Source organism: Asaia sp. Ae19-3 (assembly GCF_059801175.1).
This window is the reverse complement of record NZ_JBCHWF010000001.1, coordinates 1527006-1543872: the sequence shown is the minus strand read 5'-3', so window position 1 is coordinate 1543872 and position 16867 is coordinate 1527006. Positions and strand designations below refer to the sequence as shown.

Genomic DNA, 16867 nt, shown 5'->3' with positions numbered 1-16867 from the left:
CGTTACCATCGCTTGCGCCCTAGACCGAAATGGATGAGCGTCGAATGGTTTTCGGCAAGCGTTGAGCGCACCGCCTCGAGACTTCCGGCACAGAGAATGGCAATGGCACGCTCTCTCGGCGTCGCGTCCTGGGCAAGAACGAGAAACTCGCCGCTCAGGCGCGGAAGGGTATGGGCGAGCGTCGGGAAAGACGCGGAACTCACCAGATGCCGAGCTTCTCCTGCGAGCCGGGCAAGGCAGGCGCAGTTATCGGCCTCGCGCAGATAGTGGCGCACACGTGCCAGTGTCGTGGCAAGATCTTCGAGCGTGACCAGACGATTGAAGACATGGCGGTTGACCGGGCGTTCGGCGCCCTGCCTGCTGGCAGGATGGGCATGAAGCTGCTTTGTCCATGTCAGGAGCTGAACGAGACGGTCGTATTTCTGGCTGAGCAGGGCGGCACCGGCCGGTTTGCCTCTGCCCTTGAGCTGGGCTTCGAGATCCTGTCCGATCGAGGCTGCAATACGAAAGCGCCTGCTGCGCGGTGTCGGCGAAAACAGCAGCACGAGGATGATGAAAGAGATCACGCCGGAAATAAGATAGAAGATATTGCGTGAGATGAAGGCGACCGGGTCGTAATCCTGATGGTTGCTCAGGCCCAGGATGATCGGAAAAAACGCCCCGTAATTGAAGCCCATCGCGCTCGTGCGGGCATTCATGAGCATGACGCAGGCGAAAATCGTATGGGGAAGAAAGACCAGAGCCAGAGCCCCGAAGGCGGCGATATGCGGCAGGATCAGATAATTCATGATGACCGCAACAAACACGGCCAGTGTCAGGCCCAATATCGCACCCATGCCGAATTTCGATGTGTCCAGCGCCGTGGAGGCAAGGGTGAGGATGAGCGCCGCCTGAGACAGGGCGGCCATTGAGGCAGGCTGACCGCTGGCGATGCAGAGCCCTGCCGTGATCGAAAAACCGAGAAGCACACGCAACGCGTTGACGAAGGCAGCAACGTGATCAGGATGCTGGGCGATCTGCGCGAGTTTGAGCGCTTCGCCCGCAGGGGTGGCATATTGAAGCGTGTTGATGCCGGTCGAGATATGCAGGCGATTGCTCAGAAGCACGGCTGCGCGCTCCAGATAATGCGCATCCGTGGCGTCAGGGTGGTAATCGGGTTCATCCTCGCGCATGGTCTCGATCAGCGATCCGACCGTTTCGAAGCGGTCACTGTGGTCCTCACGCAATTCATGCCACGTCAGCACATGACGCTGCGCCAGAGCGGAGACGTTCTTTGTGCGCAGGATATGGGCGATGGCGCGCCCCGAACCGAGCACCGTCAGCATGCCGATAATGGCGAGACGGGCTCCGGCCGTACGGCGTGTCGAGCGGTCGATTTCGGTCTTGGCGTAGGAGATTTCGGCCGAGAGCGAGAGAATATCACCCGCGAGCGCCGTGGTTTCCATCGCGTCTGCCACGCTCTCGCCCTGCACGGCCCGCCGACCGAAATCGCGTATTTGGCGGGCGCGGTCCTCGAGCCCGTCAGCGAGTTTCTGCCATGCCTTGGGCGATCCGGTGAGCATGTTCACGAACGCAACAGAGGCGATGCCAATGGCCACGCAGCTGGCGCGTGACAAGGCCACATCAAACACGTTTTGCGGGGTATCGATCACATTGATCGCGACAAGCGCGATGGTGTAGCCCGCCAGCAGCGCCCCGTAGGAGCGGAAATGCCGCTCAAGCGAGCCGATATAGGTGCACCCCGCAAGCCACAGGGCACATCCACCAAGCATCATGCCGCGATCCTGACTGAAGCAGGCAATAAGCAGGATCGATGCGGCGACCCCCAGAGCGGTGCCGATCAGTCGATAAAGGGCTTTCGAAAGCGCCTGCCCGCGCAGGGGCTGTGTGATGATCATGACGGTGACGGCAGCACCGGCAGGCGCGTCCAGCTGCGCCCAGAAAGCCGTCGCCAGAGCAAGGCAGACAGCCGCCCAGCTGCGAAGGGAGAAACCGAACCAGCCTGGAGGGAAGGGTGGGGTGGGCAGATCGCTGAGGCGTGGCCACCAGCGTATAGGCGTCTCAACCCGCTCGGTCATTCGGCTCCATCCAGAAAACTGACTTCCGGTTGAGGAACGCCCTGATGGCGGGTGAGGTCAAGCACGCAACACGATTGCGTGGGCTGTGAAATCTTTTGTCAGATACGCTTCAGAAACCAGTGTTTTCACCGGGCGCCATGCGCGAGACCAGAAGCTGGTTGATACGGAAGCCGTCGACGTCGACCACTTCGAAACGATAACCTGCCGCTTCGACCCTGTCCGCCTTGCGGGCCATACGGCGCAGACGATGCATGACGAACCCGCCAATTGTGTGGAACAGGTCGCGTTCGGCATCGAGATCGATATCCAGCTCGCGAAACACATCCCCGATGGGGGCAGCGCCGTCGATCAGCCAGGAATTGGCATCACGACGCACGATGGCCTGCTCTTCGAAGGGGCTGGCGAGCCCGTCCATGAGCGCGCCCATGATATCCTTGAAGGTGATCAGACCGACAACGAGCCCGTATTCATTGACGATGAGTGCAAAACCCGCGCCATGCGAGTCGAATTGTGCCAGCGTGTCCCATAGATTCAGCGTGTCTGGCAGAGAGAGCGTATCACGCCGCATGCGGAAGATCTGATTGCTGATCGGCTGGCTTGGGTCTGCATTGGGGGGCACTTCATCCACCACCGCCACCAGAACGTCTTCGGCGCGTATCGATCCGATGACATGATCGAGCCCGCCATCGCAGAGCGGATAGCGGGAATAGGGGCGGATACGCACCTTGTCGCGCTGGGATTCAAGACTCTCCTGCACATCGAGAAAAACGATCTCGTCACGCGGGGTCATGGCCGAAGTGACCGACCGATCCTGCAGCGCCAGCACGTTCTGAATGAGCTGATGCTCTTTTTCCTGCAGCACGCCCGAGGCGGTTCCTGCGGCCAGCATGGCATTCAGATCCTCAGGGGTTACGGGCTCTACCGCAGAGGCGGCGGGAATGCGCAGCAGGTTCAGCAGCCAGTCGGAAATGAGCGAGAAAATCCAGACCGCCGGATAAAGCACACGCAGCGCGCCGGTCAGAAACCAGCTTACTTTCAGTGCCACACGGTCTGGGTTGTTCAGGGCGATCCGCTTCGGCAACAGATCGGCAAAAAGCACGAAAAGCCCCGTGACGACTACGAAGGCAAGGCTGGCGGCAACCTTGCCGGCAAAACCCGGCGTAAGGCCTGCCTCTATGAGGGCCGCGCTGAATGCAGGGGTCAGCAATTCGCTCGAAATAACACCGCCGAGCACACCCACCGCATTGAGGCAGATCTGCAGAACAGTGATGACCTGACCGCTGTTACGACGCAGCTTCAGAAACGAAGAGGCGCGCGGATCTCCCTGATCGGCAAGGGCACGCAGGCGGATATCGCGTGCGGCAGCAAATGAGATCTCCGAGAGCGAGATCAGAATGGAGACGGCAATCGCTGCCACCATGGCCGCGAGGCCCAGAAGCAGCAACGTCACGCGCGTGGCTCCTCAAGAAAAGGGGGCTTTGAAACAGGAGCCTCAATACTAGACGCGTTGTGCTCCATATTCCAGTATCCGCGCCTTAATTCGCAGGAGGCAGGCCAGCGATTTCACGCCATCCCGCCTCGTCGCATGTTTCGAGACCGAGTTCGGCGGCCTTTTTTGCTTTGGACCCCGCCTTTTCACCAAGAACGACCAGCCCCGTTTTCTTCGACACTGAATCGCTCACCTGCGCGCCCAGACGCTCGGCAATGGCCTTTGCTTCCGGGCGGGTCATGCTGTGCAACGTGCCCGTAAAGACGATGGTCTTCCCCGAAAGTGGCCCCTCTTCAGGACGGGCTTCGGCCTCGATCGTCAATTCGTTGCGCAGGTCTGTAAGCGTCGACAGATTATGGGGTTCGGCGAAGAAGGCGAGCAGATCGGCGACAATGCTTTCACCGATCCCCATGATGCTGCCAAGCGCCAGTCGATCGTCGGAGCCGATCAGGCTGGCAGCTTTCATTGCGTCGAACCAGGCCTCATAGGTCTGATAGTGACGGGCCAGAAGTTGCGCATTGCGCTCACCGATGCGCCTGATTCCCAGCCCGAACAGAAAGCGGCTGAAGGCGATGCTGCGGCGCTGCTCGATGGCGCGCAGCAGATTGCGTGTCGAGAGTTCGCCCCAGCCCTCACGCGCGCGGATCATATCGGCTTTTTCATGCAGGCGGAAAATATCGCCCGGCTTGTCGATCAGGCCGATTTCATGAAATTCGCGTATCGACCGCTCACCCAGACCGTCGATATCGAACGCTTGGCGCGAGACGAAATGGATCAGTCTTTCAACCACCTGCGCCTCACAGGTGAGGCCGCCTGTGCAGCGACGCACGGCTTCACCCTCAGGGCGCTCGGTCAGGGAGTGACAGACCGGGCAGGTGGTTGGAAAGACGAAAGCCGGACCACGCGGTTTGTCTTCCGGCACGGGGCCGAGAATTTGCGGAATGACGTCGCCCGCACGCTGCACGCGCACCAGATCGCCGGGGCGTACATCCTTGCGGGTAATCTCGTCTTCATTGTGCAGCGTCGCACGCGACACGATGACCCCGCCTACATTGACGGGTTCGAGATGCGCGGTGGGTGTCAGGGCGCCTGTGCGTCCAACCTGTATCTCGATTTTCTCGAGCCTCGTGATGGCCTGCTCGGAGGGAAATTTCCAGGCGATGGCCCAGCGCGGCGCCCGCCCGGCAAAGCCCAGCCGCGTCTGAAGATCTAGGTCGTCGAGCTTGAAGACGACGCCATCGATATCATAGGGCAGCGAGGCACGGTCGCGCGCGAGGTCTTCGATATAGGCGGGGATTTCGCTTGCATGAGCAATCGCTTTGGAGAGTGGATTGACCACGAAACCCCATTCACGCAGCTTTTCCAGATAGGCCCAATGTGTGGCGGCGCATCGTTCGCTGGCATGGCCCTGCGCATAGGCAAAAAGCGAGAGAGGGCGCCGCGCCGTTACGGCGGGGTCAAGCTGACGCAAGGACCCTGCAGCGGCATTGCGTGGATTGGCAAAAGGCTTCTGCCCCTGTGCCAGCATCGTCTCGTTGAGGGCCAGAAAATCGGCCTTCGCCATGAAGATCTCGCCGCGTATCTCGATTTCTTCCGGCGCTTCACCGGAAAGCGCGCGCGGGACCTCTGCGATTGTCAGAAGATTGGCCGTCACATCTTCGCCCACCAGACCGTCACCGCGTGTCGTGCCACGCAGGAGCTTGCCGTGGCGATAGGTCAGATTGATCGAAAGACCGTCTATCTTGGGCTCTGCCACAAAAGCCAGCGCATCCGCAGCCTTGCTGTCGAGGCCGAGAAAGCGTGCAGCTTTGGCAACGAAAGACTCGAATTCCTCCGAGGTGAAGACATTGTCGAGAGACAGCATCGGCACGCGATGGGCCTGCTTGCCGAAAGCGGAATCAGGGGCTGCCCCTACCTCGTCGAGAACGCTGCCTTGCGTCTTGAGGTCCGGATGCGCTTCTTCAAGCGCGATGAGCGCGCTTCTTGCGCTGTCGTATTCCGCGTCCGACACTTCAGGCGCATCGTTCTGATGATAGGCGGTGTTCCAGCGAGCGATGAGCGCGGAAAGCCGGGCATGCTCTTCGGCGTGTCTGTCGACCGTCGTGTCGTCCATCATTCCTGTTCCAAAAGACTGTCGGCGGCTGTACGGGCGGCGTCCGTAATGGTTTCACCGGCCAGCATGCGTGCAATTTCTTCCCGCCGTTCGTCGGGCGAGAGTTTCTCGGCCAGCGTCTCGGTGCGTTCCTTGCGGATGCGCTTGCTGATGCGCAGATGCTGGTCGCCGCGTGCCGCAACCTGCGGGCTGTGCGTGACGACGAGAACCTGCACGTCGCGCGCCACGCGATGCAGACGATCGCCGATGGAGGATGCTGTTGCCCCGCCCACACCGGAATCGACCTCGTCGAACACCAGTGTCGGAATGGCGGATCGCTCGGCCAGAACGACCTTGAGCGCGAGCATGAGACGCGACAATTCGCCGCCCGAGGCCACTTTTGCGAGAGGGCCGGGAGGCTGGCCTGGATTGGCCGCGATAAGAAAGGAAGCCTGCTCCTTGCCGCGTAGATTCCAGGCTTCGGGTTCGAGCGGTGTGAGGGATACGATGAAGCGGGCGCGTTCGAGCCTGACCGGTTTGAGCTCGGCCATGACGGCAGTTTCAAGACGCCGGGCGGCGCGCTCGCGAATGGCGCTCAGCTTTTCTGCCTCAGCTGCGAAGACTTCACGTGCCGCCCTTGTTTCTGCCTGAAGCTGCTCGATACGGGCATTGCCTGAATCCAGCGCTTCAAGCCGGGCCTGCAGACTGGTCAGCAGCGACGCAAGTTCGTTTACCGTAACGCCATGTTTGCGACCGGCCGCACGAAGGGCGAAGAGCCGTTCTTCCGTTTCTTCCAGCAGGCGGGGGTCGGTATCGGCATCGGCTGCGAGACGGGAAAGCAGGGTTTCGGCTTCGGCGAGGGCTTCTTCCGCTTTTTCCAGCGCGACCAGTGCCTCCTGAGCCTGTTGCTGCTGCGCTGAACTCGGGGCGCTTTCTTCACCCGGCGAGGGCAGAAGCCGGGCCAGCGTGCGACTGGCGCTGCGAAGCGCTGCGGCAGGGGCGGCAGATCGGCGGTCGCGCGGGGTCAGTTCTGCCAATGCTGCTGCGATGGCTTCGCCACGTCTTTCGCCCTGTTGCAGACCGATGCGCAGGGCCGCCAGCTGTTCTTCCTCATTTTCCTGCGGTGCAAGAACGCCAAGGTCGTCAACGGCCTGTCTCAGCCAGTCTTCCTCGCGTCGCGTGGCTTCCATTTCCGACTGTGCCGCGGCAAGCGCTGCTGTGGCTTCTATCCAGCGGCGATAGCTGCGGGCGACGGACTCACGCGTGGCACGCTCCACACCGAATGCATCAAGGAGATCGAGATGGGTCGCCTGATCGGCAAGGCCCATCTGGTCGTGCTGGCCCTGTATCTCGACCAGAAGGGCGGCAATACGGCGCAGCAACCCGACGCCAATCGGCTGATCGTTGACATAGGCACGCGAGCGCGCATCTGCCGTAACCGTACGCCGCAGAACGACCGGCTCATGCGTATCATCCAGCGCGATACCCTGCTCGGCAAGAAGCTGATGGACCGGATGCCCGTCTGGAATTTCGAAACAGGCAGAAACCGCAGCCTGCTCGGCCCCGGCGCGCACAAGGCCGCCGCTGGCGCGGTCGCCAAGCGTAAGCCCCAGAGAGTCGAGGAGAATGGATTTGCCCGCACCGGTCTCACCCGTAAGGACAGTCAGACCCGGATGAAAAGGCAGGTCGAGCCTCTCGATAAGAACCACATCGCGTATCGAGAGGTGAGTCAGCATGAGGCGGAATCCTGAAAATGCGGCAAGAAGGTTTCGCTGGCAGCAACGTATGACACCAGCGGAAAGCCTTGTTTCGGATCAGAAAACCGAATGCCAGGCGCGCCCGAAGAAGCCGCGCTTGCCGGAACCCGGTGCCTTGCTGTTTTCGGGCAGCAGGTTGCGGTTGCGGAGCAGGTTGTAGCTGTAACGATACCACTGGCTGTTGGGATAGTTATAGCCCAGCACCGAGGTCGCCTTGCGTGCTTCATCGACCATGCCAAGCTGGAGATCGACTTCGACGATGCGCTCGAGCGCTTCGGCAACGTGGTTGGTCGTCTGGAAATCGGCTACGACGCGCTGATAACGCCCCAGAGCGGCTTCGTAGTTATGCTGTTGCTGGTAATAGCGGCCAACAAGCATTTCCTTGCCAGCCAGATGGTCGCGGCAGAGATCGATCTTGAGCTGGGCATCACGGGCATAAGCCGTCTGTGGGAAGCGTGTCACCACTTCCTCGAGAGCGTTCAGGGCTTCGACAGTTCCCTGCTGGTCACGCTGGACTTCGGCAATCTGCTCGTAATAGCAGAGCGCGCGCAGATAATAGGCATAGGCAGCGTCAGGGCTGGTCGGATGCAGAAGCAGATAGCGCTCGAGCTGCTGAACCGAGAGCGCATATTCGCCCTGCAGGTAATAGGCATAGCCTTCCATCAGCTCAGCATTGCCGACATAACCGGAATACGGATAATTCTGTTGCAGCAGTTCGAACTCACCGCTCGCCAGCGTATAGCGCTTCGAATGCAGAGCATCGATACCGTAATTATACAGTGTTTCGGCGCTCGCTACTTTGGGCGCCTTGACCTCTTCCTTGTTGGAAAAGATCGAGCAACCGCTCAGGAGCAGAAAACTGCTCGCCATCATTGCGGCAACGAGACGCTGACGCTTGGGAGCAGGAATAACGTTACGTTCTGTGTTCTGATGCATGCCGACTCTTCCACTGACGAACGGTCTTATATCACGCCTTACCGTTCGCGGAAGACCTGGGCGCATGAGATCGTTGCGCTTACGCTGTAGCGCGCAACACGGGCTGTTCGGCCCTTTCGCCATCGACAAGACGCCAGTTTTCCGGCGAGGCGAAAAGGGCATGCAGAAGGCGATTGTTCAGCCCATGGCCTGATTTGTGACCCATGAACCCGGCCTGAAGCGTATGGCCAGCCAGATAAAGATCGCCCACCGCATCCATCAGCTTGTGACGGACGAATTCCTTCGGATGACGAAGCCCACATGGATTGAGAACCGTGTCGTCTTCGACAACGATAGCGTTGTGCAACGAGCCACCACGGGCGAGCCCCATTTTCTGCAGGGCTTCGATTTCCTTGCGCTCGACGAAAGTACGGCAGAACCCGACTTCCTGACGGAAACGCTCAAGGGTGAGAGGCATCGCGTGGCGCTGCTGACCGATTACGGAAGCAGTGAAATCGATCGACATGGCCAGGGCCATACCGGAACGTGCCGGACGCAGCTCCGCGTAGGCCCCACTGGCTTCTTCGACGCGAACAGGACGTAATACCTCGATGAAGCTGCGGGCACGCTCCTGCGTTACCGTGCCGGCACACTGGATCAGAAAGTCGAACTCGGCAGCAGAACCGTCCAGCACAGGTGTTTCTGGGCCGTCGATCTCGATCAGCGCGTTGTCGATGCCATTGGCATGCAGGGCTGCCATCAGATGTTCAATGGTGGCGATACGGATATCCGGGGCATCGGGATGAGCGATGACGGTGCTGAGTCTTGTGCAGACCACATGGTCATGACGTGCCGGGATCAGTCGTGATTCTGGCAGATCGCTGCGCTTGAAGACGATGCCATGATCGACCGGGGCCGGGTTGAGCACCATGCGCACAGGGGCCCCGCTGTGCAGGCCGATGCCGACGCAGGTGATTGCCTGATTGAGCGTGGCCTGGCGCGCGACGCGCGCAGCGCTCGACGTAATGGAAGAAAAACCCTGAGCGATGTTGGAAAGCGGAAGAGGCACAATCGATGCTTTGAACGGTGTTTCAGCCGTGATCTGCATGATGGGAGGCTCTCCTGTGTTTCCGCGACGTTATGCCCGGATCATGTAGAGAGCTGTAGCCGCTTAAGGGGAGCGCAGACCAGTCAATGTTTATTGCCAAGTATTACGCTCTAAGGTCCTGAAACTGAACTGTAATTTCAGTTTCAGGACGCAACAGAGCGTCTGTTTCAGCGTCCCTGATCACGGCGTAGGAAGGCCGGAATGTCCAGACCGTTTTCCTCACCACTGTCATGGGAGGAGGAAACACGCGGCGAGTCCTCGCGCTCGACGATTGTCGGCGCATGACGAGGCGTTTCTTCGTGAGGGGCGCTGACCGGTGCCGCCGGGCGCCCGCGCAATGCTCCTGTCACGATGCCGAAAAGGCTGCGTGGCTGTGACTGGGGCTCTGGCGCAGAGCGCTGGTTCTGGTCGGAAAAAAGACCCGAACGCGGCGAGGGTGTATGAACCGCCCCCTGCTTGTTGGCCTGCGGAGGCACGGAATGCGGTGAGGGTGCCGATGCCGGGGCACCGTTCTGACCGTCGAGCGCGTAATGCGGCTGCTGACGGGGTACCGAGGCATAGGTCGATGCGGGCTGGAAGGCGGGCTGGCTGCTTGAGGGCGCGACTTCAGCGCCTTCCGGCGCAACGGGGGCCTGATCGACGGTCTCTATAGGGGCTTCGACCACTTCCGGTTCGGGACTACGGCTGCCATCGATGCCGGTCGCCACAACCGACACGCGGATGCGGCCATTAAGTGTCGAGTCGATTGCAGAACCCCAGATGATGGTCGCATCATCGGCGACTTCCTGACGGATGCGCTCTGCGGCCTGATCGACTTCATAAAGCGTCAGGTCGTCACCGCCCGTGATGTTGATCAGCAGGCCGCGCGCGCCCGACATGGAGGAATCGTCGAGAAGCGGGTTCGAAATGGCGCGGTTTGCGGCTTCAAGAGCGCGATCTTCGCCTTCAGCTTCGCCTGTGCCCATCATCGCCTTGCCCATTTCGGCCATGACGGTGCGGATATCGGCAAAGTCGAGATTGATCAGTCCAGGCGCCAGCATCAGATCGGTGACGCCACGCACGCCCATATAAAGTACTTCATCGGCCATCTTGAACGCCTCGCGCAGCGTCGTGTGCATGGTGGCCATGCGGAAGAGATTCTGGTTCGGGATGACGATCAGCGTATCGACATATTGCTGCAGCTCGGCAATGCCAGCTTCGGCTACCTTCTTGCGTCGTGCCCCTTCGAAGCCGAAGGGCGTGCTGACGACGCCAACGGTGAGGATCTTGCGATCACGTGCCATCTTGGCGATGACAGGCGCTGCGCCCGTACCGGTGCCGCCGCCCATGCCAGCCGTGACGAAGACCATATGCGCGCCATCGATATGGCGGCTGATTTCTTCTGCTGCTTCCTCGGCCGCTGCCTTGCCGATCTCCGGTTTCGCTCCTGCGCCCAGGCCCTGTGTCAGGTGCGGCCCGAGCTGTACGCGGCGTTCGGCGCGTGAGCCGGCAAGGGCCTGCGCATCCGTATTCGCTACGACGAACTCAACGCCCTGCAGCTGCATCTCGATCATGTTGTTGACGGCATTCATGCCGCCACCGCCGACACCGATCACGGTGATGCGCGGCGAGAAATCGGAATAATTATACTGCGGTGCTGTGAGATTGAGCGTCATGGCGAGATCCGAAACAGGGCTGAAATCAGTCGCTAAAAGCAAAACAATGACTGAGGAGCATGAACTACATAGGTTACTTTTTACTCACGCGCGACCCCTAATGAAATGCACCAGACGCTTTAGCATCCCATTCGGGCGGGGGTCGGGGGCATCGGCATCGTGAAAGCCCCGATCGGCGCCAGCCGCCCAGGCCAGCAGACCTGACGCGGTGGAAAACCCGGCAGAATTCGCGCCGATTTCCGGCAGGCCCACGATGCCCAGAGGGCGCCCAAGCCTGACAGGGCGGTCCAGAATACGGGCGGCCATCGGACCAACGCCATCGAGGAGGGACGCACCGCCTGTCAGCACCACGCGCTCGCGCCCGGTACGACCGAAGCCTGCATCGTCGAGTCTGTCGCGAACGAGTTCGAGTGTTTCCTCGATACGGGGGCGAATGGCAGAGACAAGCCTGGCACGCGACACGGTGGTCAGCACGCCTGTTGCTTCCCCAATTTTCTGCAGCGTGATCAGTTCGCTGCTGTCTTCTGCCGAAAGCTCGGCGGCTCCATATTTGGTCTTGAGCCGTTCAGCTTCATCCAGCGAAGTGGAGAGCATGCCGGCAAGATCGCGCGTCACATGCAGCCCGCCGACCGGCAGAAAGGCCGTGTGGCGCAACATGCCTTCTCCGAAAACGGCAATCGATGTCGTGCCCCCGCCCATATCCACGACGGTCGCACCAAGTTCACGCTCATCTGCATCGAGCACCGACAGCCCGGAGGCGAGGGCGGCCGAGACGAGATTGGTCATTTTCAGCTCGGAACGCATGAGCACGGAATCGAGCGTCCTCACCGCTGCCGTTGCGGCGTCGACGACATGCAGCCGGGCTGTCAGTTGCTCGCAGACCTGGCCTCTTGGGTCGACAATGCCATAGGTGTCATCGACGGCATAACCGATAGGCAGGGTATGAATGACCGTCCGCCCTTCGGTGTAGGCGCGTGACTGCCCCTCGGCCACGACGCGACCCATATCGGCCTCGCTCACCTCGCGCCCGCCGATCGGCATGCGGGCATTGAAGAGATGGCTCTCTGGATGGCCGCAGGAGAGATTGACCGCAATATTGTCGAGACGTCGGTCGGCCGCGTCTTCTGCCTGTCCGACCGTTGCGCGAATGGCCTGCTCGGCTTCTTTCAGATCGACGATATTGCCATTGCGTATGCCGCGTGAACGGCGCCAGCCATATCCGAGGACACGCAACGTACCATCGGCCTCGCCCCTGCCGATCAGACAGGTCATTTTGGTCGAGCCGATATCCAGCACGCCAAAGACGCCAACACGCCAGTGTCTGGGCAGGCTGGGTTCGTCTGCCGGTGGCAGTGACAGGATATGTTCCTCAGAACGCTCGTGATTCTTGTGTCGCGAACTGACCGGCAGCAGTGAGCGACTTCTCACCGTGCGGCGGCGCTTCTTGCGTGGGGCTTCCGGGTCGGTTGGCACGAGGTCGTTCATTCTTCCGGGGCTTCATCTGCGGGGTGGGGGGCGGGGAGATGCGCTGCGCTCCCGTGAGTGGCTGCAGGGCGAGAGGGCTTGCCCGTTGCGGGAGCGGGCGCGGCACCTGCGGCTGGTGCCGGCTTGTCATCCGCAGCCTGCGTTGCATCGCTCTTGTCAGCAGCAGGAGCATTCGGATCGGGCGTGGGCGCAGGCGTCTGATGGATGACCATACGATCGGGCAGGCGCATATCGATCGAGACGACCGGGCGCTCCATGAGGCGGAACTGGGCCTGATACTGCGCCAGTCTTGCGAGCGCCGCCTGTTCCTGCCCTTCTGGCAGAAGCACGGTTGCGCCATCGCGCAGGGTGAGGTTCCAGCGCCTCTGCCCCACCCGCACGGCAGCGACCACAAAATCCTTCACAGCCGGGTTGGCGGTCAGGGCGTCTGTCAGGGTTGCCGCCGCCAGATTGGCGCCTTCTCCTACCACCAGCGGCAGCTTGATGAAGGCCTGTCCGTTCTTGCCTTCCAGCCCCTGATCAGGCACGCGCTCCCCCGCCCGGTTGATGAGGATGAACTGGCCGTGGTCCTGCCAGACAGCGATCGGGCTGCGCTCGACAATCTTGACGATGACTGTGTCCGGCATGTGGCGGGCCACGGTGGCGTGGTCGATAAACGGCAGCGCATCGATACGGTCACGTGCGGCGGAGACAGAAAAACCGAAAATAGGCTGACCGACAGAAGTGCCCAGCGCCTTTGCCAGATCAGCCTCGGTTGTCAGATTGCGCCCTTCGATACGGATGGTCTTGATCTGAAACGGCAGGTACTGGACCAGTTTTGCCCGGTAAGGGGCGAAGCGGGATTCCGAACTTGTCAGTTTGAGCGCTGAAACGCCAAGGCCTACCAGCCCCAGCAGGACGAGCAGAGCCAGTATCTGACGCAGCCCGCGTTTGTGGCGGCGCATGAACAGGATCAGCCGTGACGGTCTGTCCTGCTGCACGGGGCCGCGATACGGCGTTTCTGGCCGCCTGTCTCTCATGCGGCCGGTTTGCCTCGTGTCGTGAGGGCGTCGCGCACCAGCCAGTCGCACAGCTCGGGATAGGAAATCCCGCAATAGGCAGCCTGTTCGGGCAGCAGCGAAGTGGCGGTCATGCCGGGCTGCGTGTTGACCTCGAGCAGGATCAGCCGCCCGGTTTCTTCATCGTATCGATAATCCGCGCGCGAGGCACCGGAGCAGCCAAGAGCGCGATGCGCCGCTTCGGCCACACGCAGGGCCTGCTCGAAAATCGCTTCCGGCACCTGGGCGGGGACATGATGCACCGAGCCGCCGGGAGCATATTTCGCATCGAAATCGTAGAAATCACCGGTTGGCGAGGCGGCGACGATATCGGTCACAGTCAGGGCGCGATCGCCCAGCACGGCGACGGTGAGTTCGCGACCAGGAATATATTCCTCGATCAGCGCTTCTTTTCCGAAGGCCCAGTTTGCGGCAATGGCCTGACGGCGATTGCTGCCACTGCGCACGATCTCGACACCAAAAGAAGACCCCTCCGAGATCGGCTTGACCACATAGGGGGTGGGCAGCGGATCGGCAGCAGCGAGTTCCTCCATCGTGACAACACGCCCCTCTGCGACCGGCAGTCCGGCGGCAGCAAAAACGCGGCGCGAGGCGTCCTTGTCCATGGCCAGCGATGAGGCCCGTATGGAGGAATGCGTATAGGGAAGCCCGAGCCATTCCAGCACGCCCTGGATGGCACCGTCTTCACCTAATGGTCCATGCAACGCGTTGAAAACCACGTCGGGGGCGGAGTCACGCAGCGCCTTGATTGTCTGCACCAGATCCGGCCCGGCATCGACGCTCACCACCTCATGGCCCGCTTCTGTCAGGGCCTGGGCGACACCGGCGCCACTGCGCAGGCTCACCGTGCGCTCGCTTGAAATTCCACCCTGAAGGACAGCGATTTTCAGGCTCATGGCAATTTCCCCAGACGTTTGATTTCCCAATGCAGCGCAATGCCGCTGTGTTCCTGCACGCGACGACGCACCTCGTCGCCAAGGGCTTCGAGATCGCTGCTCGTGGCCTCGCCGAGATTGAGCAGGAAATTGCAATGTTTCTCGCTCACCTGCGCGCCGCCCTGCATCAGCCCGCGGCACCCGGCCTCATCAATGAGCTGCCAGGCCTTGTGACCTTCCGGATTACGAAAGGTGGAACCGCCTGTCCGTGCCCGAACGGGCTGCGACGCCTCACGTGCGGCTTTGATCTCGGCAATATGCGCGCGTATCGCCGAGGCATCGCCGGGGCGGGCATTCAGGCGTGCCCGCAATACGATGGCGCCTTCAGGGAGCACGGCATGGCGATAGGTGAAGGCGAGCGCCTCATTGCTCAGTCTTGCAATGGTCTGGTCGGGCAGAAGCACCTCTGCCCAGTCGAGAACGGCATTCATGTCAGAGCCATAGGCCCCGGCATTCATGACCACGGCTCCGCCTATCGAGCCGGGAATGCCGGCCAGGAATTCGATCCCTGCCAGCCCCGCATTGGCGGCCTGCTCGGCAACGATCATGTCGAGAGCGGCAGCACCTGCAATCAGCCCGTCAGGCTCGATCACGATATCTGCAAAACCGCCAGCAAGGCGCACGACGAGCCCTTCTATCCCGCCATCGCGTATGATGACATTCGAACAGGCGCCAAGCACCGTGACCGGCGTTCCTGACGGCAGAGCGGCGAGGGTCTCGGCAAGATCCTGTGCATCCTTGGGCACGAAAAGCGCTTCGGCGTTGCCGCCCGTGCGGAACCAGGCGCGGGGGCCAAGCGGCGCATCGAAGCTCAGCCTGCCGCGCGGGGTGAGGGAACGAAGCGCCGTGCTCATGAGGTCTTGCCGTTCAGTGCGGCTAGCTGTCCCGGAAGAGCGTGCGCCCAGTTGGTGATGGTGCCAGCGCCGAGGCAGACCACGAAATCACCCGGCTTGGCGATGGCATTGATCATTTCAGCGAGATGTTCCGGCCCCGGCAGCGGCACGACCGAGCGATGGCCGCTGGCCCTCAACCCTTCGATCAGCGAGTCACGATTGACGCCTTCGATCGGCGCCTCACCTGCGGCATAGACATCGGTCACGATCACCGTGCCAGCGTCATTCATGCAGGTGCAGAAATCGCTGAAAAGGGCTTCGAGACGCGAATAGCGATGGGGCTGCACGACGGCGATCACATCGCGCGCGCCTGCCTGACGGGCCGCGCGCAGAACCGCAGCGATCTCGACAGGATGATGGCCATAATCGTCGATCACCGTGATCCCGTTATAATCGCCGCAGCGCGTGAAGCGACGCTTGACGCCGCGGAACCCGGCGAGCGCGAGGCGGATGGTCTCGTCGCTGATATCCATCTCGCTTGCGACCGCAATCGCGGCGAGCGCATTCAGCACGTTGTGTTGGCCAAGCATGGGCAGGCGGAACGGCCCTGCGCGACGCGTGGTTTTCTGGGTGCGGCTGGTGATGACCACCTCGAATGTGGCGCCGAGACGATCGGTAATCAGCTTGTCGGCGCGTACATCGGCCTGGGGGCTGAACCCGTAGGTGACGATGCGATGATCGGACAGACGCGGAATCATCTGCTGCACGGCGGGGTGGTCGATGCACAGCACGGCAAAGCCGTAGAAGGGAATATTCGACACGAACTGGTCATAGGCGGCCTGCATGGCTTCGGCCGTGCCCCAATGGTCGAGATGTTCGGGGTCCATATTCGTCACGACCGCAATCACTGCGGGTAGACGCAGGAAGGAGCCGTCGCTTTCATCGGCCTCGACCACCATCCAGTCGCCCGACCCCATGCGCGTATTGGTGCCATAGGCTTCGATGATGCCGCCATTGATGACGGTCGGGTCGAGTTTTGCCTGTTCCAGCACGCAGGCGACAAGGCTGGTGGTGGTTGTCTTGCCATGTGTGCCGCCAATAGCCACCGCCCAGCGCAGGCGCATGAGTTCGGCCAGCATTTCGGCGCGACGCACGACAGGAATCAGGCGCGCCCGTGCAGCGAGAACTTCAGGATTGTCTTTCTTGACCGCCGTTGAGGTCACGACAACCTGCGCTCCGCCGAGATTGGCCTCGTCATGACCGATGGCCACGGTAATGCCCAGCTTGCGCAGGCGCAGCACATTGGCGCTTTCGCTGATATCCGATCCCTGAACCTTGTAACCCAGCATATGCAGCACTTCGGCAATTCCAGACATGCCAATGCCGCCGATACCGACGAAATGGATGGTACCAATGGAAAGGGGAAGTGCGCGCATGAAACAGGCTTTCAGAGAAACAGCAA

Annotated in this window: 12 protein-coding genes; all 12 read right to left on the bottom strand. The window is 61.2% G+C overall.

Annotation, left to right across the window (positions count from 1 at the left end):
• Positions 1 to 2: 2 nt before the first annotated feature.
• The 12 genes from AAID99_RS06590 to murC all read right to left on the bottom strand — a co-directional run bounded on the left by AAID99_RS06590 (position 3) and on the right by murC (position 16841).
• Positions 3 to 2078 carry an FUSC family protein gene (locus AAID99_RS06590; RefSeq protein ID WP_498493465.1) on the bottom strand — a complete coding sequence of 692 codons (2076 nt, stop codon included), beginning with the start codon at positions 2076 to 2078 and terminating at the stop codon, positions 3 to 5.
• Between the two features lie 109 nt (positions 2079 to 2187).
• A complete protein-coding gene (locus tag AAID99_RS06585) occupies positions 2188 to 3498 on the bottom strand; it encodes a hemolysin family protein (protein WP_188427109.1) in 1311 nt (436 codons plus the stop codon).
• A gap of 115 nt (positions 3499 to 3613) precedes the next feature.
• Positions 3614 to 5680, bottom strand: coding sequence for an NAD-dependent DNA ligase LigA (ligA, locus tag AAID99_RS06580; protein WP_188427108.1), 2067 nt, complete (start codon positions 5678 to 5680; stop codon positions 3614 to 3616).
• Positions 5680 to 7395, bottom strand: a complete 1716-nt coding sequence (gene recN, locus AAID99_RS06575) for a DNA repair protein RecN (protein ID WP_188427041.1) — start codon at positions 7393 to 7395, stop codon at positions 5680 to 5682. The genes ligA and recN overlap by 1 nt, the downstream gene beginning before the upstream one ends.
• A 78-nt stretch (positions 7396 to 7473) precedes the next feature.
• The gene (locus AAID99_RS06570; RefSeq protein ID WP_371869875.1) at positions 7474 to 8289 is read right to left on the bottom strand and encodes an outer membrane protein assembly factor BamD; all 816 of its coding nucleotides are present in this window, start codon (positions 8287 to 8289) and stop codon (positions 7474 to 7476) included.
• Positions 8290 to 8431: 142 nt separating this feature from the next.
• Positions 8432 to 9439, bottom strand: coding sequence for a UDP-3-O-acyl-N-acetylglucosamine deacetylase (gene lpxC / locus AAID99_RS06565; RefSeq protein ID WP_498493464.1), 1008 nt, complete (start codon positions 9437 to 9439; stop codon positions 8432 to 8434).
• A gap of 167 nt (positions 9440 to 9606) precedes the next feature.
• Complete coding sequence (ftsZ, locus tag AAID99_RS06560) at positions 9607 to 11094, bottom strand: cell division protein FtsZ (protein ID WP_498493463.1); 1488 nt, start codon at positions 11092 to 11094, stop codon at positions 9607 to 9609.
• 84 nt (positions 11095 to 11178) lie between these two features.
• The gene (gene ftsA, locus AAID99_RS06555; protein ID WP_188427037.1) at positions 11179 to 12579 is read right to left on the bottom strand and encodes a cell division protein FtsA; all 1401 of its coding nucleotides are present in this window, start codon (positions 12577 to 12579) and stop codon (positions 11179 to 11181) included.
• Positions 12576 to 13598: a cell division protein FtsQ/DivIB gene (locus tag AAID99_RS06550; RefSeq protein ID WP_498493462.1), complete on the bottom strand. Its 1023-nt coding sequence runs from the start codon at positions 13596 to 13598 to the stop codon at positions 12576 to 12578. The genes ftsA and AAID99_RS06550 overlap by 4 nt, the downstream gene beginning before the upstream one ends.
• Positions 13595 to 14533, bottom strand: a complete 939-nt coding sequence (locus AAID99_RS06545) for a D-alanine--D-alanine ligase (protein WP_498493461.1) — start codon at positions 14531 to 14533, stop codon at positions 13595 to 13597. The genes AAID99_RS06550 and AAID99_RS06545 overlap by 4 nt, the downstream gene beginning before the upstream one ends.
• Entirely contained in the window at positions 14530 to 15426 is an 897-nt protein-coding gene (gene murB / locus AAID99_RS06540; protein ID WP_498493460.1) for a UDP-N-acetylmuramate dehydrogenase, read from the bottom strand. The genes AAID99_RS06545 and murB overlap by 4 nt, the downstream gene beginning before the upstream one ends.
• Positions 15423 to 16841, bottom strand: a complete 1419-nt coding sequence (gene murC / locus AAID99_RS06535; RefSeq protein ID WP_332363524.1) for a UDP-N-acetylmuramate--L-alanine ligase — start codon at positions 16839 to 16841, stop codon at positions 15423 to 15425. Before murC ends, murB begins: the two co-directional genes overlap by 4 nt.
• Positions 16842 to 16867: the final 26 nt, after the last annotated feature.